This is a genomic window from Clostridium sp. AM46-21 (assembly GCF_003480025.1).
In the GTDB taxonomy this organism is placed as follows: domain Bacteria; phylum Bacillota; class Clostridia; order Lachnospirales; family Lachnospiraceae; genus Coprococcus; species Coprococcus ammoniilyticus.
On sequence record NZ_QUIB01000004.1, the window covers coordinates 169,966 to 189,515 of the forward strand.

The window sequence follows — 19,550 nt, forward strand, 5'->3', positions numbered from 1 at the left end:
TCTGATGACCATATAAGAAATACAGGTAAAACGTTACGCATATAACCATCTGTCGGAGGGGATTCTCTAATTTCATAATATAAATAATGGATTCGGGTGATCCGGGCAGACTGGCACTTCCTACATATGATATTAGCGTATTTTCGTTATGAGGTTTGCACTAGCTATCAGCATCAAGCCCATGTTTGAGTCCGTAAGGACGAGTTTGGGCGACTGCTGATGAATAAGCGTGCGAACCGAATAGAAAATAAAGCGGATCATATGTAGGAAGTGCCAGCCTGCTCGGATTGCTCGAATCCATTGTTTATACAGACTTATTTCTCTGGAAAAATCTTGCGAAAGATCAGACGGATAAATGGACCGCAGTAAAAAAGCTGCCAGAAGAAAGCTACCGGGAAGTTTAAGAAGGTGGTCTGGAGCCACACGGCTGCAAACTGACGACCGGCATGCTTGAATAAAATAGTGGCAACAAGGCTCATGCAAGGACACATAATACAGATGATCATGGTAGAAATTGCAAGCGTGATGATGATCGGGCGGTCATCCGGCTTCACGAAGCGGAATGCAAGAGCATGTGCAGCCTTATCTACAAACAGGAATTCAAGTAAAAAGGCAACCGGCCACATGATGATAAGCTCATGAAAGGCGGCTAAGAAAACGGAGTTTGACATTCCACCCGTGTTTAGGGAAATGTTGTAGCAGATCATGGCATAGACCATAAGAAAAGACATCATTAAAGTGAAAACAATGTTTTGAAATAAAGTTTTTGGCATAAAATAAATCTCCTTTTTGATAAATAATCTGAATAAATGCAGAACCAAAACTGCAAATATCTTAAAAATAAGCACAAAAAAGACACATGTGTTGTTCGTTATCAAGTGATATGCTCATCCGTCGGCAAACGAGGTGAAATATCAGGAGCACACTTGTGTCGTTTCCAATTTTATACCAAAGCTTTTTCTTCAATTTTTACAACGTCGGTCATTATACTAAGCTTTTAGTAAAAATGCAAGTGAAAATTTCATATTCAAATTTATAAAATTTCATATGCAGGTATAAAGAATATCATAGGTGAAAACAGATAATTGTATACGCAATAATACATGGATTTGTTTGACTTATAAATGGGTAGATGCTAGTATCATAGTTATGATCATTATGTGGGAGGCAGATGGATATGAACAGTGCACAGAAGATATGTATGATTGTCGGAGTGGGTTTTGCAGGAATAGGGCTTTTTATGACATTGATCTTTTTATTTGCATTTGGTAAGCCCGGGGCATTTATATTAATTCCATTAATGTTTGTGGTACTTGGATTATGTTTTATCGTGACGATCCTTGTTATGCTCCATAACAAGAAAATGATCCGTGTACATGGTGAAAAGTATACAGCGAAGATTTATGGTTATGTAAAAAATACATCTTATATGGTAAATGGCAGATTTCCTTTAAATGTAAAGGTGCATTATTTTGATAATTATGGTATCGAGCGGGAAGTGATCCTGCCGACTTCGATCAGTGGAGGAGCGGATTCCATGTTCCCGATCGGAATGACGATCGATATCTATGAATACAATGGTAAGTACAGTTATGATCCTGCTTCTGTCCGTGGAGAACGGCTCAGAAGAGAAGAAGAGCTGATGGACAACAAGCCGATCGATCCGGAACAGCTTCACCTGATCGCAGTCCGATGTTCGAACTGCGGTGCTTCTTATAAGGCAGCAACCGGATATGCCAGCCGCTGTCCTTATTGTGGTGGTTACCAGAATGTGTGATAAAGCACTGATGTTTGCCGGAATGTGTGATGAAGCTCTGATGTTTGCCGGAATGTGTGATGAAGCTGTTGCCGGAATGGGATGATGCCGACTGACTGTTTAGCTGCGCCCGAGGATCGCATCCATATCCTGTTCAGGAGCCGTGATCGGCTGCAGGTTGTAGGTGTCAACCAGAAAACGGACAACGGTTTCTGTCATAAATGCCGGAAGGGTTGGACCGAGATAGATGTTTTTGACACCGAGTGCAAGCAGAGTTAAAAGGATGCAGACAGCCTTCTGTTCATACCATGAGAGAACGAGGGTCAGAGGAAGTTTGTTGATATCACAGTTAAAAACTTCTGCCAGTGCAAGGGCAACTTTGATCGCGCTGTAAGAATCATTACACTGCCCCATATCTAAGATCCTTGGAATTCCATCGATCTCACCCAGGTCGAGATCGTTGAACCGATATTTGCCACAGGCAAGTGTCAGAACGAGAGAATCCATAGGAGTCTGTTTTACAAATTCCGTATAATAATTTCTGCCCGGATGGGCACCATCACAACCGCCAACTAAGAAGATGTGTTTGATATCACCATTCTTGATGGCGGTTGTAAGTTTATCTGCATGGGAGAGGACTGCGCCATGAGCAAATCCTGTTGTCAGGATATGACCGCCATTGATACCGCTCATGCTGTGATCGTGTTCATAGCCGCCCAGCTTTAGGGCATGCTTGATGATCGGAGTAAAATCCTTCTTGCCATCCTTTGTTCCCTCGATATGCACCATTCCTTCATAGCCGACAACAGAGGTAGTGTAGATGCGATCCTCATAGCTGGGGCGTGGCGGCATCAGGCAGTTGGTTGTAAAGAGGACGGGTGCAGGGATATTATCAAATTCCGTCTGTTGGCTCTGCCATGCAGTTCCGAAGTTACCGGCAAGATGCTTATAGGCGGCTAATTTTGGATAGCCGTGAGCCGGAAGCATTTCGCAATGTGTATAGACATTGACACCGGTTCCTTCGGTCTGTTTTAAGAGCAGATCCAGATCGCGGAGATCATGACCGGATACAACGATGAAAGGTCCCTTTCGGATATCGGTGTGAACCTTTGTCGGCGTTGGTGTGCCGAAGGATTCGGTATTTGCCTTATCGAGCAGTTCCATGCACTGATAGTTCACTTTTCCAAATTCCATAATAAGCTCGATCCATTCTTCTACCGAGTGTTCGCGGTTCACTTCACACAAGCCCTTATAGAACCAGGTTGTTACATTATCATTTTGATAGCCGAGATTCATTGCATGATGCGCATACGCCGCCATTCCCTTTAAGCCGAACAATAACGTGGAGCGGAGTGACACGATATCGTCCGTACCATCCCACAGGCTGATTACCGGTATATCATGTGGATCTTTCAATCCACAAGTCAGAGGATTGATATTTGCTGTTGATAAATTCTTATCTGTATCTGAGAAGTTACTGTTTGTAGTTGGTGAATTCATATTTGTATCTGAGAAATTCATATTTGCAGTTGGTGAATTCATATCTGTAGTCGGGAAGTTCTTGTATGCGATATCTGATATGTGACATATGTCTGTAGGCATACAGCGCATGATATCCTTCTGGTTTTTCTGCACTTCGTTGATGTAATCTTTGATTGATTTATCATCAAAATTCACATTTGTAAGTGTTGTAAATAAACCATCGATCAGCAGACGGTCAGCGGATTTTCGGTTGTTCAGGTATCGGGACAGAAGTTTGGGATCTGTCTCTTTTTTCTGTTGTATGGATTTCTTTGTAAGCTCGGCTGCTTCGGCAAGTCGTATCAGTTCACAGATTAATTCGTCCTGCAGATTGGATGTCGAGGGCTGCTTACCGCAGACTCCGGTATTCACACAGGCTTTATTGCCAGCCGTCTGCTGGCACTGAAAACAAAACATATTTGACATGGGATAACCTCCTGATGGAATTTTATTGATGATTGCGGAAGTGCATATATACTGTGCTGGTAAGGCATGCTGTTCATGTATATGCACTGTATTAATACTGCAATTATCTTTTTAAACATATATATTATTGTCGTGTATTTCTGGAATTATACAGGCGAAACCTTTCATTCAGTGTAAGTGTTATTTGAGGAAGATATCTGATAGTATAAATATTGTCAGATATGGTGGGTATGAAATTAAGAAATAAATTATGATACCCACAGGAGCCGGGCAGCAGCGGGTATGAGAGAGCGAAGGAAACCATGATACCCCAAGAAGTCAAACAACAGCAATTAAGAAAGTACAAGGAGGCGGCAGCATGGATGCATTATTAGAGATAGAAGATTTGAAAAAATATTATGGAAAGGAACCGAACCAGACAAAGGCATTGAACGGAATCACATTTCAGGTGATGCCGGGCGAGTTTTTAGGAATTATGGGAAGCAGCGGTTCCGGTAAGTCAACGTTATTAAACTGTATCGCAACAGTGATCCAGCCGGACAGCGGCAAGATCCGGATGAAGGGTACAGAGATCCAGAGGTTGAAGGGCAAGAAGCTGGCAGGATACCGTGGCAAGGAGATCGGATACCTGTTCCAGAATTTTGAACTGCTAGATAATCTGACCGGACGTGAGAACATCATGGTTCCATTGTCGATTCATAACATATCGGAGGCAGAGGGCGGAAAGCGTCTGGAGCAGTTAGCGAAATATCTGGAGATCACCGAGGTACTGGATAAGTTCCCATCGCAGATGTCAGGCGGACAGAAGCAGAGACTGGCAGCAGCCAGAGCACTGATCCTGAATCCGGGCATCATTCTGGCAGATGAACCAACCGGAGCGCTTGATTCCAGAAATGCTAAAGCCTTAATGGAGAAATTAGCCGGTCTGAACCGGGATGAGAAGGCAACTGTTTTGATGGTAACGCATGATTCCAATGCAGCAAGCTATTGCAAGCGTATCCTGTTCATTCAGGATGGCGTGATCTTCCATGAATTAAGACGGGATCTGCTCGCAGAGACACAGCAACAGTTCTATGAAAGAATCCTGCAGGTCATGGCACAGTTGGGAGGGGGCAGCGCAAATGTTCTTTAAACTGATCCGAAAAAACAGTAAACGAAACAGAAAAGAAAACGGTTTGTTTTTCTCTTCGTTAGTAATATCCATCGTGGCATTCTATATTATCCTGTCACTTTCTTCACAGGATGTTATGGTATTCCTTAAGAAAATGGAGAGTGATGCGGTAGATCGTCTGTTCCAGATCATACCTGCATTTTTTGTAATGACACTGGTGATCTTATTCTTCCTGATCTACTATGCAAGCAAATTCCAACTGGAACGAAGAAAACACGAATTTGGTGTTTACCTGATGATGGGAATGCGGAGAAGCAAACTTTTCGGGATGCTTCTTGCAGAAGATATAGGAAGCAGTCTGGCAGCACTTATAACAGGACTTCCGATCGCTGTTTTATTATCCGAACTGATCAGTCTGATCACAGCCAAATGTGTAGGACTTGGTATCGTCGGACATCAGGTAACATTTTCCATTCAGGCAATCATAATAACTGCTGTTGGATTTTTTGTGATCAAGCTGGTTGCATTCCTGATCTTAAGCGGGAAGATCGCAGGACAGGAGATCGGTGCATTATTAGTTGATACACCGGAGGGAACAAAGAAGCAGTTCCCGGCTGGTGTCTATGCGGTAAGCTTCGTCCTCGGTATTATCTGCCTGGCTGTGGCATACAGCATGGCGATCGGAGGAATATCATGGACGACACTTTGTAAGATGTCTGAGACAGTATTGATCGGTTTTGTCGGTATGCTGCTTTTATTCTATGGCATGCGGTTTTTTATCGACCGTCTGGTAAGACACAGCCATGGGGGAGCTGCCCTTCGGGTATTTAATTTCCGTCAGGTGCAGGAAAATGTCATAAGAAAATCCAGTACCTTATCGATCAGTTCCGTTCTGATCCTTGCAGCCCTCTGCTGTTTTGGAGCAGGAATTGTGATCGCATTTTCCTATGGAAATGAAAAGGGAAATATCCATATCATGGATTATACATTTGAAAATTACGAAGAAGATCAGAAACAGGGTGTGGAAAATGTAAAAAAGCTTCTGACAGACAACGGACTGGAACAGGATTTTTCCGATCTGTTTGAGGTGCGGGTCGGTCATCTTATTCCGGGTGCAAATGATGATTATGATGTATTTGATCTGTCATCCGTTATGAGCCGGGTAGAACAACTGCCGGATTCAGAGGATAAAGATATTCTGCTTAACAATCTGGAATATGTGTCATATCCATATCTGATCTCTTTGAGCGGATATAATCATGTACTCGAACTTGCAGGGAAAGAACCTCTTGCATTGTCAGACGATGAGGCGGCAGTATTTAAAAGTCTGGAATTTACATCGGATAGTATGAATCAGAATATAAATGATATTCTGGCAGACCGCCCGGAGGTGGCATATCTGGATCATAAGATGTATCTGACCGGTAAGATACAGAACACACCGCTTATTACCGACCGGGCAATTACATTATCCTTTGCCCTGATCGTGCCGGATGAAATATTTGACAAATATACATGGGACAGCACGATCTATCTGAATGGTGTGCTGGATCAGTCAAAGGTCAAGGGAGATAACCTGCTTCAGTCGGTCATGCAGATGAATGATAAACTTGCGCAGATCGATTTTGCAGCAAAAAATATTGAATATGAAAGTTATCTGAAAAATATGGGACGCCGGATGTTCTATATCGTAGCAGCAAGTTATATCACGATCTATCTGGCGATCATTTTCCTGATCATTGCAAATACTGTGATCGGGGTACAGTTCCTGATGGGACAGCAGAAATCCGGCCGCAGATATAAGACACTGATCCGGCTTGGAGCAACCTATGAACTGCTCTGCCGTTCCGCAAGAAAACAGATCAACTGGTACTTTGGTATGCCGGTTGTCGTTGCAGGCATCAGCAGTATCTTCGGTGTGCGCGCCGTCCTTACACTGGTTTCCGGTATGATCTCAAATAGTATCCGAGATGCCATGCTGCTTGCTGCAGCTATGATTTTGTTGCTCTGTGTGGTAGAATGCATTTATATGGCATTTGTAAAACGGTCAAGCAACCGGTATCTTCTGACACTGATGGTACCGGAACGTGAGGAGTAGATTCAGAGCAGATGAAGATCAATGGCGATGGCGTGAAACCTTGACTGATAGATGAGGAGTAGATATGAAGCATATAGCAGTGGTAGAAGATGAAGATATGATGCGGGAAGAACTGGAAGCTATATTGCAGAAGGCGGGCTATCAGACCAGCGGTATCACGGATTTTGAGAATGCGGCAGCAGCTATTCTTGCGGCATCCCCGGATCTGGTGCTGCTCGATCTGAATCTGCCGGGCATGGGTGGATTCCAGATCTGCCGGGAACTGAAGCAGAAAAGCTCCATACCGGTTCTGGTTCTGACGTCGAGGGATCAACTTCAGGATGAACTGCATGCCCTGGATCTGGGCGCAGATGAATTCCTGACGAAGCCGTGCAGAAAAGAACGTCTGCTCGCCAGAGTATCCAATGTGTTGAAACGGTACGAGGGAAGAAATAACCTTTTGGAAGGAAATGGATTTCTCCTTGACCGCCAGACCTATACTTTATACATTCATAACCAGTCTGTTATCCTGCCGCAGAATCAGGGAAAGATTCTTGAGATATTCTTAGAGCACGGATCGGATATTGTGACGAAAGAAGAGCTTTGTATCGCCTTATGGGGAACGGCAGAATCATCGATGAAAATGCCTTACAGGTGAATCTTACAAGACTGAAAAAGACAATGGCAAATCTTGATATGCCACAGCAGATCATTCCTGTGCGTGGCGTCGGATATCGTTTTGTCGGACAGACATCGGAGAGGTAGAGATGGAACATATATCCATAAAGGAGATCGGACAGATCATAAAACAGAATAGATTCTGGCTGGGGATCATCGGACTGCTTGATCTGCTCAGTATCCTGCTGTTATGGCTGATCGATGCACAGGCATTTCAGGTGATCGCAATATCGGTAATTCTGTTCAGCCTGCTGGTATTTGTAACGGCTGTTCTTTATCTGGCAAAGAAAGAGAGAAAACGGAAGAAAGCATTTGATGAATTCCTTGCAGTGCCGGATCTATCATGAGGAACAACTGTTTCATGATGCGGAGAATCTGCAGGCAGAGATCAGAAGCTTCAGTCAGATATTACATGAACAGATGGATCAATGCGCACAGACGAAGTTACAGCTAAATGATTATGAGGAATATGTGGAAGCATGGGCGCATGAGGTAAAGACGCCGCTTGCCCTGTTGACATTTATGCTGGACAATCACAGAGACGAGCTGTCAGAAGATGTGGTATGCAAGCTTGACCGGATCAACTGTCAGATGCAGAGATATATCGACCAGATGTTATACTATGCCCGTTTAAAGGGGGCGAGAAAAGATTACAGGTTTGAGTCGGTCGATACGGAAACCTGTGTAAAAGAAGTGCTGGAGGATTTCACACCACTGTTAGAAGAACAGAAGATACAGGTTCAGCTTGATATAAAGGAGAACACATTATTTACCGATAAACGTGGCTTTGCTTTTATGCTTGGACAGTTTATCAGTAATTCAATCAAATACAGCAAAGGAAAGGATAAACAGCTCCGGATCTCCTGTATCAGAGAACATGAGAAGATTATTTTATCTGTCCGGGATAATGGCATGGGTATTAAAGCCTGCGATCTTCCGTATGTATTTGAGAAAGGCTTTACCGGAGATTCCGGTGACAGGCGGAAGAAAGCAACCGGGATGGGACTTTATCTTGCAAAAGAAATGGCACATGACCTAAATGTGGAACTGGATGTTTCCTCTGATGAAACTGCAGGCGGCTGTGAGATAAAAGTATATTTTCCGGTGGTAGAAGAATAAAAGTAAAGAAACCAAATGGGAATCCTGTAAGTTGGGATTTTCATTTGGTTTCCTTGCTTTTCTCTAAGATAATGTTCCGGTTTTGGAACATGACAGAGTTGGATTAATGTTCCTCTTCATTTGCTGTTGTATCATCATATATATCAGATGGTTCTAGTGCTTCTTCTGCTGAGGATGTTTCCAATTCTTCTATTACTGTGGTGTCATATGCAATTTGGCTTTCCTGAGCATGCAGATAGTCCAGATGAGCAAGAAACATCTTGAATCCGGTTACCAGTAAAATCGCAAGAATGCCTGTGATAACAAGTGATTTAATATAATGTGAAATATGTAATTCTTTTCGAATTGTATCAATGTCTTTTTCAGAAATATAATTGTTTACAAGTTCATGTGGGTCACCAAATTCAGTTACTAACGCCTCATAGGATATAGAAGATCTGGTCTGAGCCATTTCTTCTATATCCTGGCGTAAGTTGGTGATAAATTTACGTTCTGCTTTGTGCATGGTAGGCAACAGATGGCGCACTTTGCGCATATACCTGTTAATTTCCCCTTTTTTCTTCGTGTTCATCTGTTTGTTCATCTCCATTAAATCTTAAAATGTCCTGAATTGCCTGATTGGTCTGGTAGTAATCATGTAACAAAAGATCTAATCGTGTTTTCCCGCTATCCTCTAAGTGATAGTATATACGAATCATTCTTTTTCCCACTTGTTCCTTATGATCAGAGATATATCCGGCATCAATTAATTTGTATAATGCCGGGTATAATGAACCAATCGGAATATCAATGACGCCATTCGTTTCCTGTCTTATGATCTGTGTCAGCTCATATCCATAGTAATCCCGTAAGCTTAACAGATGTAAGACCATTAGTTCGACGGATCCACGTCGAAAGTTGCTTTTTCGATCCATTAGAACACCTCAATTTCAAGGTTTTAATATAACATATATCATTTATTTTGTAAATATACAGAAAAACTAAAATACTATTGACATATACACTTTGTGTTATTAATATATAGATAAAGCAAAACTGTATAGGGTATGAGGGGGAGATGACGATTAACCTTCTCGCTTCTTAATGTTACACGAATTATAAGTTGAAGTTTATGCTTGTATGTGGCTTTGACTGGTATCGTGGCAGCGTGGAAAACATGTAAAAAGTTTTTCATAGTTTATACAATCAGGAGGAGAATAAAATAATGATCAAAAAAAGAATTGGTAACAAAATAATTCTTGCTACAATTGCTGGTATGCTTGTTTTAACTGGTATGGGAATATCGGAGTCAGTATCAAGTGCAGCTAATACATCGGATACAAAATGGGAGGCCGTGCTAGATGAAAATTCTACGCAGGTAAAATATACCAATAAAAGGAGAAAGGATACTAATTCAAAAATTTATATCTACTGGAGTCTAACATATGGGTCTGGTCTTAGTGCAATTTCAGTAGGGGTTTATGGATGCACTGGCGATAGTGCAAAGAAATATCCTGCGGGTAGATTGGATGGAGACAGGAAACGTTTTTATGGTATAAATGGAATGGGAAAGTATGCAATGACTAACTATGTAAATGAATTAAAGTATTCTTATGCCAAGCTAGGTTTTAAGTCACTTTCGGGGTCAGGTGTAGCAAAAGGTGTATGGAGTCCAGATTGTGCTGGATCATATACAGTATTGAAATAGAAGAAAAATATTCTAAAATATATTTTCAACGAGAATTAAAAGGTGAAAAAGTTATGGACAGTTTGTAAAAGGATGTTAACTAGATTCCTATTTCAACTGGAAAAATTGTTGCTCATGAAGCTAATAATTTAATTATTCAGTTAAATCTATCTACCTATTGTCATGAATTTATGGAGAATATATAACGACTGAGCAGCATTTAATGTGAACAAGAATACAAAGCATATCTTTACCAGGATTGACTCATAGCATTATGAAAGAGATGGTTTTCTGCGGGGGACAGGAGACCATCTTTATTCATTTATTTATGCAGGTAATAAATCAGATATCTGCCAGGATGAAAGGAAAAAGGACGAAGTGAATAAAAAGAAGAAAATAGCAGGTATTGTATTGGCAATTGCTGTGTTTTTAATAATTGGAGCCCGGATCTGTTATGTAACTGCACATGCCAGACTGCCGGAACAGAATGTGATCGCACAGGGAGAAAATCTGACATACAGAGGATTAACTTATCAGATCAAAGACGCTGTTTTATGGAATTATGAGGATTATTTCAAAGAACATCCAGAATATCAGAGTTATCAGGAATCGCAGCTTACAGGAGAAAATACGAAGTTATTGATGGTCGCATATACAGTGGAGAAGATTCAGGACCAGAATGTGCTGGAAACGATGCCTTCAATTCAGTATTTCCATGTATTTAATCAATTTGATCCATTCTTTTTCAGTGATCTGAATCCGTCATTATCGGATGGAACATTTGTATCGGGGGATACCCTTTATATTCCTTATGAAATATATAAGGCGAACCTGACAAAGGAACAATGGGAACAGGTGGAGAATAATCAGGTGATATATGAGATGGTTCTCGGAACATATCCGGTGAAAAACAGATTACAGATCACAGATATTGAAATGGAGGGAGAACAGTGAGACAGGTTGTAAGCTTGGAATTAAAGAAAGCGTTCCGGACAAAGGGGTTTTATATTGCACTGATGGTTGGATTGTTGATCAGTCTGTACCATACAGTGTGGATTTACAGAAATGTGTACGCTCCGAATAATGTTGAATACGAAAAGGTTACGGAATTGGGGGAAATGGATAAGGAATATGGATACTGGTATGAGATCGGTGTTCTGGATGGATGGTTAGGAACAGAGCTGCTGTCGCCCTGCAATCAGCTATTCTATCTGTTGCTGCCATTTCTGGCAGTACTTCCATATGGAAGCCAGTTGTTTTCTGAATGGAACAATGGGTATGCCGGGCAGATGATCATACGATGTGGACGACGCAGGTATCTGACAGCCAGAGAAATTGCAGCATTTGTAAGTGGAGGATGTGTGATAGCAATACCATTGCTTGTTAATTTTCTGTCGATTGCCTGTTTTATGCCGATTATTGGAACAGACCCAATGGCATTACAGTCGGTTGTGCCGGGACGGGCACTTCTGGGTGACATTGTGTATGAAGCACCGGCGTTGTATGCAGCATGGTATATTTTTATAGATTTTATCTATGGCGGTTTATTTGCACTGATGGCGCTGGCAATCACACAATTCTGTTACAACCGGTTTGTATTGATGATCCTGCCACTGATGTTTAACTGCTGTATGTATTATGGAATCCACAATCTGATCCCGGATATAAATGCATATAATATCAGTCTGATCCCAAATCCTGCACAACAAGGCATGAAGCTTACCTGGCATTCTCTGTTCTTATCAATGTCAGGAATGTTTCTGATCCTTATAGTGCTGTTTGCTGCAAGTAACTATAAAAAAGATGTATTAAGAACTGGAGCAATGGAATGAAAATAGAAATTACTAATTTGAAAAAAGTGATAAAGGGAACTATCGTACTGGATGATATTAATTATACATTTTCTGGTGGCAGGATCTACGGCTTATGCGGGAAGAATGGATGTGGCAAGACTATGCTGATGCGTTTAATAGCAGGCCTGATCTATCCAAGTTCCGGAACTATACGGATCAAGGATAAAGTGCTTGGTAAAGATATTTCATTTCCGGAAAGTGTTGGTATGTTGATTGAGAATCCATCATTTCTAAATGATTATACAGGGAAACAGAATCTGGAGATGTTGGCTGGTCTTCAGAAAAATGTCGATAAGGCAGAAGTACGCCGGGTGCTGGAACAGGTGGGACTGGATCCGGATGATAAGAGAAAATTTTACAAGTATTCACTTGGTATGCGGCAGCGTCTTGGAATCGCAGCAGCGATCATGGGAAGTCCGGAACTGATCTTGTTAGATGAACCGATCAATGCGATCGATACAGATGGAGTGCAGGAGATCCGTGCAATTATTCGTGGGCTTTCGGCTGAAAACCGTATCATTATCGTTGCCAGTCATGATAAATCTGAAATGGATTATCTAGCAGATGAGAAAATTTATATGTCAGAGGGAAGGCTTATAAAGGAGACGGAGAATGATCGTTAAGTTTTTTCAACATGATATCCGGCAGGGGCTGGTAAAATATATTGGACGATATATTCTGGCTGTGCTGATTGGTGCGATCGCCTGTGGGATGGTCGATCAAGCTGGCGAGTACTTCTAGCAGTGGTATGGACAGAACCTGTCAATATGGGAATATGGTTTGAATCTGTTTCAGGGACAGAGTCCTTTTGTATTTACAAAAGGAAGCAATAATTCATTTGAGGTTCCAATGACGTGGTTTATGCTGTATCTGTGTCTGATGTTCTGTGTTGGAGATTATATCCGGCAGGATATGCATGGATTTGGTATGTATATGATGGTTAAGAGCAGGAAACGTTCAATCTGGTGGTGCTCGAAATGTGTCTGGTGTATTTGTGTGAATCTTCTGTATTTTGCATGTGCATGGCTTGGAACACTTGCGTATGCGTGGGCACGGTATGGAGAGATATCATTCAGGGATCATATAACATTGGCTAACATGATATACGGAACAGATTTTATAGGAGTCGGGGCATCAGATCTGCTTGTGAATCTGCTTGTTTTACCATTAATGGTTGGAATCATACAGTCTCTTCTTCAGATGATACTTACAGTACAGTACAGCAGTTCAGCAGGTATGGTTGTTGTATTTATGATGTTGGTCGTAAGCAGTTATTATGGCAGTCGTTATCTTCCGCATGGATATGCTATGATCACCCGTTTTTTCAGTAGTGATGGAGCAGATGCACTGTCTGTCAGGTTTGGATTATTGTATCTGACCATTTGGATCATTGCTTTGTGGGTGATCGGCTATATCATTGTCCGGAAAAAAGATGTATTTGGCAGGGAATAGGGAGCAATTTTGTATAAACGAAGTTGAATTTGTCCGTTTTCTGCAATATTTGTCCGTTTTATGCAAAGGAGGGTTGTTGGCGGAGTCGGCATACAGTATAGTATATAAAAAAGAACCCAATATGAAGGAGGAAATCAAATGAAAAATGTATTAAAAACTTTAACTGGTATCCTGTTGGTTTTTGCCATGGTGATAACAACAGGTATCAACAGCAATGCAGCGGGTATCAAAACGAATGATGGAGTACAGGCTGCGGAACAGACAACAGAGGCAGTATTGTGCGGAAATAATGTGCATGGAGGTGTTACAACACATGCATGGAAATTATGGATGGGTACAAACACAAAGGTAAGTTTTGATAACCTGCATGCTGTATATGGTGTATCAAATAAGCTTCGGAAGGCAGACTGGAAAGTATCCGATAAGAAAATTGCCAAGGTTGTAAAAACGAAGAATGGTATGCAGATTAAAACAGGCAAGAGGGCAGGTTCTGTAGTTTTACAGGCAAAGTACAGAACATCATCAGAAACGGTTGTTTATAAGCTGAAGATCAAGGTTGTGAAATCAACCTCTGCATACAAGGGAAAAGCTGTGAAAACAGAACTTGTTGAATTTGATCCGGAGTATATGGTAGTTACTTATGTATTGTACAATGGAACAAATAAAGAACGTACATTCAGCAATATGAGAGAACTCAGAAAATATGAAAATGGCAAATGGAAGAAGGTAGACGAAAAGAATATAACGATATCAGAGGGATATGTTCTTCCGGCACATAGCTGCAAGTATTGGACATTCAATCTGGCAGGCCGGTATGATCTTTCAAAGTTAGAGAAAGGTCAGTACCGTCTGTATGTTGGATATAGCAACAAGTATGTATCATTTAAGATAAAATAAACAATGCAGGGAAACGGTTTACTACCGCTTCCGGTATGCTCCCGGAGTGATGCCATATTTCTTCTTGAAGCTCCGGTTGAAGTAGGACAGGTTAAAGAAACCGCAGCTTTCTGCGATGGACAGGATGCTGTCATCGGTTGTGACAAGAAGTCTGGCTGCGATATTTAACCGGAAGTCACACAGATAGGTGGTAAAGGATACACCCATCGTATTCTTAAAAAAACGCATAAAATGGGATTCAGAGAATCCACAGTAAGAAGCAATGTCCGCAATGGATATTGCTTCTTTGTAGTTTCGGTCGATATAAGACAAGATCGCTTTGGTACGATCCAGATTCTTTGCATGATTCTTTCGGTCTGAGGTCTCTGCCTTTTGCTCTGCATGGGCATACAGGGTATAGAAGAATTCAAAATAACAGCTTTTTAGAGCAAGCCGGTATCCTTTTGGAGTAGATGAGCAGAGCACATCCACCCGGTTCAGGCAGGAGGACAGGGCTTCATATAAAGGATCGTCGCGATCATAGATGCTTTTGATATTTAGTTCATCAGAGAGCAGAGGCAGAAAAAACTCACTGTCCAGAGTATCGTGGTTTCTGGATCGGAACAGGTCAACTGAAAAGATGATATTCTCATATTCCATTGAATAGGAGGCATACTGGGAGATGCCGTGGATCCTGCCCGGCAGGATCAGAATGATATCCCCTTCCTCTACATAGTGCGTCGTGAAATCCAGCGTTACATTTCCTTTCCCTTTCTTAATATAAATGATCTCCATATATGGATGCCAGTGAAGTGGGACGGCATTGAAGTCCAGTGGTATGGAGCACAGATAGGTGTTGTAAGGAAACAGTGGATCCACATGTGCTTTGGTCTCCATGTAATTTTCATATTCTAAGCTGTTCATATATAACCTCTCTTTCCTGCCTTTTCTGCTATTTTATTCCTGACAAACAGGTGGAGATGTATGATCGTATCCACTCCATGTAACATTAAATGAATCTTGATAAAATCAAACATGATAGAATAGTATCATAAAATGCTCTTATTATGCAAGAAAGAACAGAAAAAAGATACTAGAATACAAACCAGAACAGACATTCCGTATATAAGACCTTTACCTTACCTTTACCTTTATTAAATGCAGGCAACTGGATAGCTGTTCAATAGAAAATTTAATAAAGAGGTATCAGATATGAAGAAAGCGTTAGAGCGTGGTGCAGGAATCCTACTGCCGATCAGCAGTCTCCCATCCCCATATGGAATCGGATCTCTGGGGAAAGAGGCATATGAATTTGTTGACAGGTTGAAGGAGGCAGGCCAGCGTTACTGGCAGGTGCTTCCGATCGGACCAACCAGCTTTGGCGACAGTCCGTATCAGTCATTTTCAGCATTTGCAGGCAATCCTTATTTTATCGATTTCGACATTCTGATTCATGAAGGTTTACTGACACAGGAGGAGGTAGATGCATACAGCTGGTACGATCAGCCGGATGACATCGATTACGCCCGTCTGTACAGACAAAGGTTTGAGGTATTGAGAAAAGCATATGGTAGATCGAAGCATGAGGCATCAAGGCAGTATGCAGAATTTCTTACGGAAAATGAAAACTGGCTTCCGGATTACGCCCTTTATATGGCGGTCAAGGCAGACCATGAGAACAAAGAATGGTTAAGTTGGGAAGAACCGGTTTTAAAGAGAGAAGAAACAGCACTTTGTAAGTGCAGGGAACAGTTACACGACGAGATCGGATTCTATATGTTCCTTCAGTTCAAATTCGATGAGCAGTGGAAGACACTCAAATCTTACGCCAACCATCATGGTATCAGTCTGATCGGCGACATTCCAATCTATGTAGCACTGGACAGTGCAGATGTATGGGCAAATACAGAACAATTTCAGTTAGATCATGATCTACAACCTGTGTGTGTAGCCGGTTGTCCACCGGATGCATTCTCCGATTACGGTCAGAAATGGGGCAATCCTTTATATAACTGGGATCGTATGGAACAGGATGGGTTCTCCTGGTGGAAGAACCGGATCCGTAAATCAGCCAGTCTCTATGATGTGATCCGTATCGATCATTTCATCGGCGTTGTGCGGTATTACAACATTCCGGCAGACGGAGAGCCAAAGAACGGATTCTATCTGGAAGGTCCGGGAAAGAAGCTTGTAGATGTGATCGACAGTGCCAGAGGAAATGCAAAGGTGATCGCAGAAGATCTGGGAGTCGTTGTGCCGGAGGTACAGAAGCTGGTGAAGGAATCCGGATATCCGGGAATGAAGATCTTACAGTTTGGATTTGACGGAAATGCGGAGAATGAACATGCACCGCATAATCACGAAAAGAATTACGTTGTCTATATCGGAACACACGATAATGACACATTAAAAGGATATATCGAGAATGCATCAAAGGACAATCTTACATTTATGATGGAATATCTGGGAGCGGCAAATGAACAGGAGATCCCGGAGAAGATGATGCAGGTATTATATATGAGCCCTGCCGATACCGTTATCGTTCAGATGCAGGATCTGCTTGGAAAGGATAACGAAGCACGGATGAATCTTCCGTCTACGATCGGTACAAACTGGCGCTGGCGGATGAAGAAGGGTGAATTTACAGACGAGATCAGAGACAGATTAAGGGAATTAACAAGAGTATATGGAAGAAATGCTGTGAAGCAGTATTTTTGTAAGGAGGATATAATGTTAACAGAGATTTGTAAGAAGAAATATAATAAAACGATCAAGGAATGCAGCAATGAGGAGATCTATTTTGCGCTGCTTGATATGACAAAGGAATTAGCAGAAGACAAGGTTACAGAAGATGGTAAGAAAAAGGTTTACTATATATCAGCAGAGTTCCTGATCGGTAAGCTGTTATCCAATAACCTGATCAATCTTGGAATCTTTGATGAAGTAAAACAGGTGCTGGCAGAAAACGGCAAGAGCATCTATGATATCGAAGAAGTAGAGCCGGAACCATCCCTTGGAAATGGCGGACTTGGACGACTGGCAGCCTGCTTCCTTGATTCGATGGCAACACTCGGACTTCCGGGAGATGGTATCGGGTTAAATTACCATATGGGTCTGTTCAAGCAGGTATTTGAGAATAACTACCAGAAGGAGACTGCAAATCCATGGATCGAGGCAGACAGTTGGCTGACAAAGACCGATGTAAGCAACACGATCCGGTTTGGAAACTGTACCGTACAGTCCAGAATGTATGACATCGATGTGACAGGTTATGAGAACCGCACAAATAAGCTGCATTTATTTGATATTGAGAGCGTGGATGAGAGCATCATGGAGCCGGATGGCATTAGCTTTGATAAGACAGATATCAAGAAGAACCTGACACTCTGTCTCTACCCGGATGACAGTGACGAAGCCGGCAACTTACTTCGTATCTATCAGCAGTATTTCATGGTTGCAAATGGTGCAAAGCTGATCCTTGCAGAGGCAAAGGAGAAAGGCTCGAATCTGCATGACCTTGCAGACTATGCTGCCGTTCAGATCAATGACACACATCCGTCTATGGTGATTCCTGAATTGATCCGTCTGTTGATGGAAGAGGGTATCTCCTTTGATGAAGCAACAGAGATTGTAACCGATGTATGTGCTTACACAAATCATACGATCCTTGCAGAAGCATTGGAGAAATGGCCGGTCGCTTATCTGGAGAAGGTCGTTCCACAGCTTATGCCTGTGATCCGTATGCTGGATAAAAAGGTCAGAAACCGTTATAAGGATGAGCGTGTTTATATCATAGATGGAGATTCCCGTGTGCATATGGCACATATCGATATGCATTACAGCCACAGTGTAAATGGTGTTGCTTATCTGCATACCGAGATCCTGAAGAATTCAGAGCTGCATCCATTTTATGAGATCTATCCTGAGAAATTCAACAATAAGACAAACGGTATCACATTCAGAAGATGGTTATTACACTGCAATGAAAAGCTGGCAGCCTACATCACAGAGCTGATCGGACCGGACTACAAGAAGGATGCCGATAAGTTACAGGAGCTGGCTTCTTACTATAAGGATAAGAACGTATTAGAAGAGATCCTTGCGATCAAGCAGAGCAATAAGGCAGTCTTAAAGGACTACCTGAAAGAGACACAGGGAATCGACATCAACGAGAATTCAATCTTTGATATCCAGGTCAAGAGACTGCATGAATACAAGCGTCAGCAGATGAATGCCCTCTGGGTGATCTACAAATATTTTGAGATCAAGAAGGGACATCTGCCTGAGACTCCGATCACAGTTATATTTGGAGCAAAGGCTGCACCTGCTTATACGATCGCAAAGGACATCATTCATCTGATCCTCTGTCTGCAGGAGCTGATCGACAATGATCCTGAGGTAAGTCCGTACTTGAAAGTTGTCATGATCGAGAATTATAATGTATCAAAAGCAGCAAAGATCATTCCGGCATGCGATATCTCAGAGCAGATCTCACTGGCATCCAAGGAAGCATCCGGAACAGGAAATATGAAGTTCATGCTAAATGGTGCGGTTACTCTTGGAACCCGTGACGGTGCAAATGTAGAGATCGGAGAACTGGTGGGCGAGGATAATATTTATTTCTTTGGTGAATCCAGTGAAGAAGTGATCGAGCACTATGCAAAGGCAGACTATGTGGCAAGAGAGTATTATGAGAAGCCGGAGATCAAGAAGCTGGTAGACTTTATTGTGAGTGATGAGCTGCTTGCGATCGGTCAGAAGGAATCACTTGCCAGACTTCATAACGAGCTGATCGTAAAAGACTGGTTTATGACGCTTCTTGATGTCTGTGATTACATTCAGACAAAGGAACAGGTGCTTGCCGATTATGAAGACCGTATGGGCTGGGCTGAGAAGACTCTGGTAAATATCAGCAAGGCAGGCTTCTTCTCCTCCGATCGTACGATTGCAGAATATAATAAAGATATCTGGAAGCTGTAAAATGTGTTAAAATAAGATATATATTTCCACCATAG

The 19,550-nt window shown here is 42.0% G+C and carries 18 protein-coding genes and 2 pseudogenes; 15 read left to right on the top strand and 5 right to left on the bottom strand.

Features of this window, described 5'->3' with window-relative positions; all coding sequences use genetic code 11:
- Positions 1 to 314: 314 nt before the first annotated feature.
- Positions 315 to 773, bottom strand: coding sequence for a DUF2798 domain-containing protein (locus tag DW959_RS04045; RefSeq protein WP_117822171.1), 459 nt, complete (start codon positions 771 to 773; stop codon positions 315 to 317).
- 404 nt (positions 774 to 1,177) lie between these two features.
- Here DW959_RS04045 and DW959_RS04050 point away from each other — a divergent pair, with 404 nt between their 5' ends.
- Positions 1,178 to 1,777 (top strand): zinc-ribbon domain-containing protein, encoded by a 600-nt coding sequence (locus DW959_RS04050; RefSeq protein ID WP_021943325.1) that lies wholly within the window; start codon positions 1,178 to 1,180, stop codon positions 1,775 to 1,777.
- Between the two features lie 99 nt (positions 1,778 to 1,876).
- On the opposite strand, the gene hcp is transcribed toward DW959_RS04050, so the two are convergent.
- Positions 1,877 to 3,703 carry a hydroxylamine reductase gene (gene hcp / locus DW959_RS04055; RefSeq protein WP_330584349.1) on the bottom strand — a complete coding sequence of 609 codons (1,827 nt, stop codon included), beginning with the start codon at positions 3,701 to 3,703 and terminating at the stop codon, positions 1,877 to 1,879.
- 358 nt (positions 3,704 to 4,061) lie between these two features.
- Between hcp and DW959_RS04060 the strand changes: the two genes are divergently transcribed.
- The 5 genes and pseudogenes from DW959_RS04060 (at position 4,062) to DW959_RS04080 (ending at position 8,688) form a co-directional block, all read left to right on the top strand.
- The gene (locus DW959_RS04060; RefSeq protein ID WP_117785600.1) at positions 4,062 to 4,835 is read left to right on the top strand and encodes an ABC transporter ATP-binding protein; all 774 of its coding nucleotides are present in this window, start codon (positions 4,062 to 4,064) and stop codon (positions 4,833 to 4,835) included.
- A complete protein-coding gene (locus DW959_RS04065) occupies positions 4,825 to 6,912 on the top strand; it encodes an ABC transporter permease (RefSeq protein WP_117822170.1) in 2,088 nt (695 codons plus the stop codon). Before DW959_RS04060 ends, DW959_RS04065 begins: the two co-directional genes overlap by 11 nt.
- Before the next feature lie 64 nt (positions 6,913 to 6,976).
- A pseudogene (locus DW959_RS04070) lies at positions 6,977 to 7,656 on the top strand (response regulator transcription factor).
- A gap of 2 nt (positions 7,657 to 7,658) precedes the next feature.
- Positions 7,659 to 7,916: a hypothetical protein gene (locus DW959_RS04075; protein ID WP_118615444.1), complete on the top strand. Its 258-nt coding sequence runs from the start codon at positions 7,659 to 7,661 to the stop codon at positions 7,914 to 7,916.
- A complete protein-coding gene (locus DW959_RS04080; protein WP_118615446.1) occupies positions 7,885 to 8,688 on the top strand; it encodes a sensor histidine kinase in 804 nt (267 codons plus the stop codon). The genes DW959_RS04075 and DW959_RS04080 overlap by 32 nt, the downstream gene beginning before the upstream one ends.
- 103 nt (positions 8,689 to 8,791) lie before the next feature.
- On the opposite strand, the gene DW959_RS04085 is transcribed toward DW959_RS04080, so the two are convergent.
- Together DW959_RS04085 and DW959_RS04090 are read right to left on the bottom strand one after the other, a co-directional pair.
- The gene (locus tag DW959_RS04085) at positions 8,792 to 9,259 is read right to left on the bottom strand and encodes a DUF6120 family protein (RefSeq protein WP_117822167.1); all 468 of its coding nucleotides are present in this window, start codon (positions 9,257 to 9,259) and stop codon (positions 8,792 to 8,794) included.
- On the bottom strand, positions 9,231 to 9,602 hold the full coding sequence (locus DW959_RS04090; protein ID WP_117785606.1) for a PadR family transcriptional regulator: 372 nt from the start codon (positions 9,600 to 9,602) through the stop codon (positions 9,231 to 9,233). The genes DW959_RS04085 and DW959_RS04090 overlap by 29 nt, the downstream gene beginning before the upstream one ends.
- Before the next feature lie 290 nt (positions 9,603 to 9,892).
- Between DW959_RS04090 and DW959_RS04095 the strand changes: the two genes are divergently transcribed.
- The 7 genes from DW959_RS04095 (at position 9,893) to DW959_RS04120 (ending at position 14,556) form a co-directional block, all read left to right on the top strand.
- Positions 9,893 to 10,375 carry a hypothetical protein gene (locus tag DW959_RS04095; RefSeq protein ID WP_117785607.1) on the top strand — a complete coding sequence of 161 codons (483 nt, stop codon included), beginning with the start codon at positions 9,893 to 9,895 and terminating at the stop codon, positions 10,373 to 10,375.
- A 357-nt stretch (positions 10,376 to 10,732) separates the two neighbouring features.
- Positions 10,733 to 11,308 carry a hypothetical protein gene (locus tag DW959_RS04100; protein WP_117785608.1) on the top strand — a complete coding sequence of 192 codons (576 nt, stop codon included), beginning with the start codon at positions 10,733 to 10,735 and terminating at the stop codon, positions 11,306 to 11,308.
- On the top strand, positions 11,305 to 12,186 hold the full coding sequence (locus DW959_RS04105; protein ID WP_118615448.1) for a hypothetical protein: 882 nt from the start codon (positions 11,305 to 11,307) through the stop codon (positions 12,184 to 12,186). The genes DW959_RS04100 and DW959_RS04105 overlap by 4 nt, the downstream gene beginning before the upstream one ends.
- On the top strand, positions 12,183 to 12,830 hold the full coding sequence (locus tag DW959_RS04110) for an ATP-binding cassette domain-containing protein (protein ID WP_117785610.1): 648 nt from the start codon (positions 12,183 to 12,185) through the stop codon (positions 12,828 to 12,830). Before DW959_RS04105 ends, DW959_RS04110 begins: the two co-directional genes overlap by 4 nt.
- On the top strand, positions 12,820 to 12,948 hold the full coding sequence (locus DW959_RS14810) for a hypothetical protein (RefSeq protein WP_264293243.1): 129 nt from the start codon (positions 12,820 to 12,822) through the stop codon (positions 12,946 to 12,948). Before DW959_RS04110 ends, DW959_RS14810 begins: the two co-directional genes overlap by 11 nt.
- 39 nt (positions 12,949 to 12,987) lie before the next feature.
- Positions 12,988 to 13,659, top strand: coding sequence for a hypothetical protein (locus tag DW959_RS04115; protein WP_117822166.1), 672 nt, complete (start codon positions 12,988 to 12,990; stop codon positions 13,657 to 13,659).
- A 138-nt stretch (positions 13,660 to 13,797) separates the two neighbouring features.
- Positions 13,798 to 14,556, top strand: coding sequence for an immunoglobulin-like domain-containing protein (locus DW959_RS04120; protein ID WP_117822165.1), 759 nt, complete (start codon positions 13,798 to 13,800; stop codon positions 14,554 to 14,556).
- A gap of 21 nt (positions 14,557 to 14,577) precedes the next feature.
- On the opposite strand, the gene DW959_RS04125 is transcribed toward DW959_RS04120, so the two are convergent.
- Positions 14,578 to 15,459, bottom strand: coding sequence for an AraC family transcriptional regulator (locus DW959_RS04125; RefSeq protein ID WP_117822164.1), 882 nt, complete (start codon positions 15,457 to 15,459; stop codon positions 14,578 to 14,580).
- Between the two features lie 288 nt (positions 15,460 to 15,747).
- Between DW959_RS04125 and malQ the strand changes: the two are divergent.
- Together malQ and DW959_RS14465 are read left to right on the top strand one after the other, a co-directional pair.
- Positions 15,748 to 17,217: pseudogene (gene malQ / locus DW959_RS14460) on the top strand (4-alpha-glucanotransferase); the annotation flags it as partial.
- A 48-nt stretch (positions 17,218 to 17,265) separates the two neighbouring features.
- A complete protein-coding gene (locus DW959_RS14465) occupies positions 17,266 to 19,515 on the top strand; it encodes a glycogen/starch/alpha-glucan phosphorylase (RefSeq protein ID WP_226801062.1) in 2,250 nt (749 codons plus the stop codon).
- Positions 19,516 to 19,550: the final 35 nt, after the last annotated feature.

Coding starts and splice junctions, on each gene's coding strand:
- DW959_RS04045 (WP_117822171.1), bottom strand. CDS start 773: ATGCCAAAAACTTTATTTCAAAACATTGTTTTCACTTTAATGATGTCT.
- DW959_RS04050 (WP_021943325.1), top strand. CDS start 1,178: ATGAACAGTGCACAGAAGATATGTATGATTGTCGGAGTGGGTTTTGCA.
- hcp (WP_330584349.1), bottom strand. CDS start 3,703: ATGTCAAATATGTTTTGTTTTCAGTGCCAGCAGACGGCTGGCAATAAA.
- DW959_RS04060 (WP_117785600.1), top strand. CDS start 4,062: ATGGATGCATTATTAGAGATAGAAGATTTGAAAAAATATTATGGAAAG.
- DW959_RS04065 (WP_117822170.1), top strand. CDS start 4,825: ATGTTCTTTAAACTGATCCGAAAAAACAGTAAACGAAACAGAAAAGAA.
- DW959_RS04075 (WP_118615444.1), top strand. CDS start 7,659: ATGGAACATATATCCATAAAGGAGATCGGACAGATCATAAAACAGAAT.
- DW959_RS04080 (WP_118615446.1), top strand. CDS start 7,885: ATGAATTCCTTGCAGTGCCGGATCTATCATGAGGAACAACTGTTTCAT.
- DW959_RS04085 (WP_117822167.1), bottom strand. CDS start 9,259: ATGAACACGAAGAAAAAAGGGGAAATTAACAGGTATATGCGCAAAGTG.
- DW959_RS04090 (WP_117785606.1), bottom strand. CDS start 9,602: ATGGATCGAAAAAGCAACTTTCGACGTGGATCCGTCGAACTAATGGTC.
- DW959_RS04095 (WP_117785607.1), top strand. CDS start 9,893: ATGATCAAAAAAAGAATTGGTAACAAAATAATTCTTGCTACAATTGCT.
- DW959_RS04110 (WP_117785610.1), top strand. CDS start 12,183: ATGAAAATAGAAATTACTAATTTGAAAAAAGTGATAAAGGGAACTATC.
- DW959_RS14810 (WP_264293243.1), top strand. CDS start 12,820: ATGATCGTTAAGTTTTTTCAACATGATATCCGGCAGGGGCTGGTAAAA.
- DW959_RS04120 (WP_117822165.1), top strand. CDS start 13,798: ATGAAAAATGTATTAAAAACTTTAACTGGTATCCTGTTGGTTTTTGCC.
- DW959_RS04125 (WP_117822164.1), bottom strand. CDS start 15,459: ATGAACAGCTTAGAATATGAAAATTACATGGAGACCAAAGCACATGTG.
- DW959_RS14465 (WP_226801062.1), top strand. CDS start 17,266: ATGTTAACAGAGATTTGTAAGAAGAAATATAATAAAACGATCAAGGAA.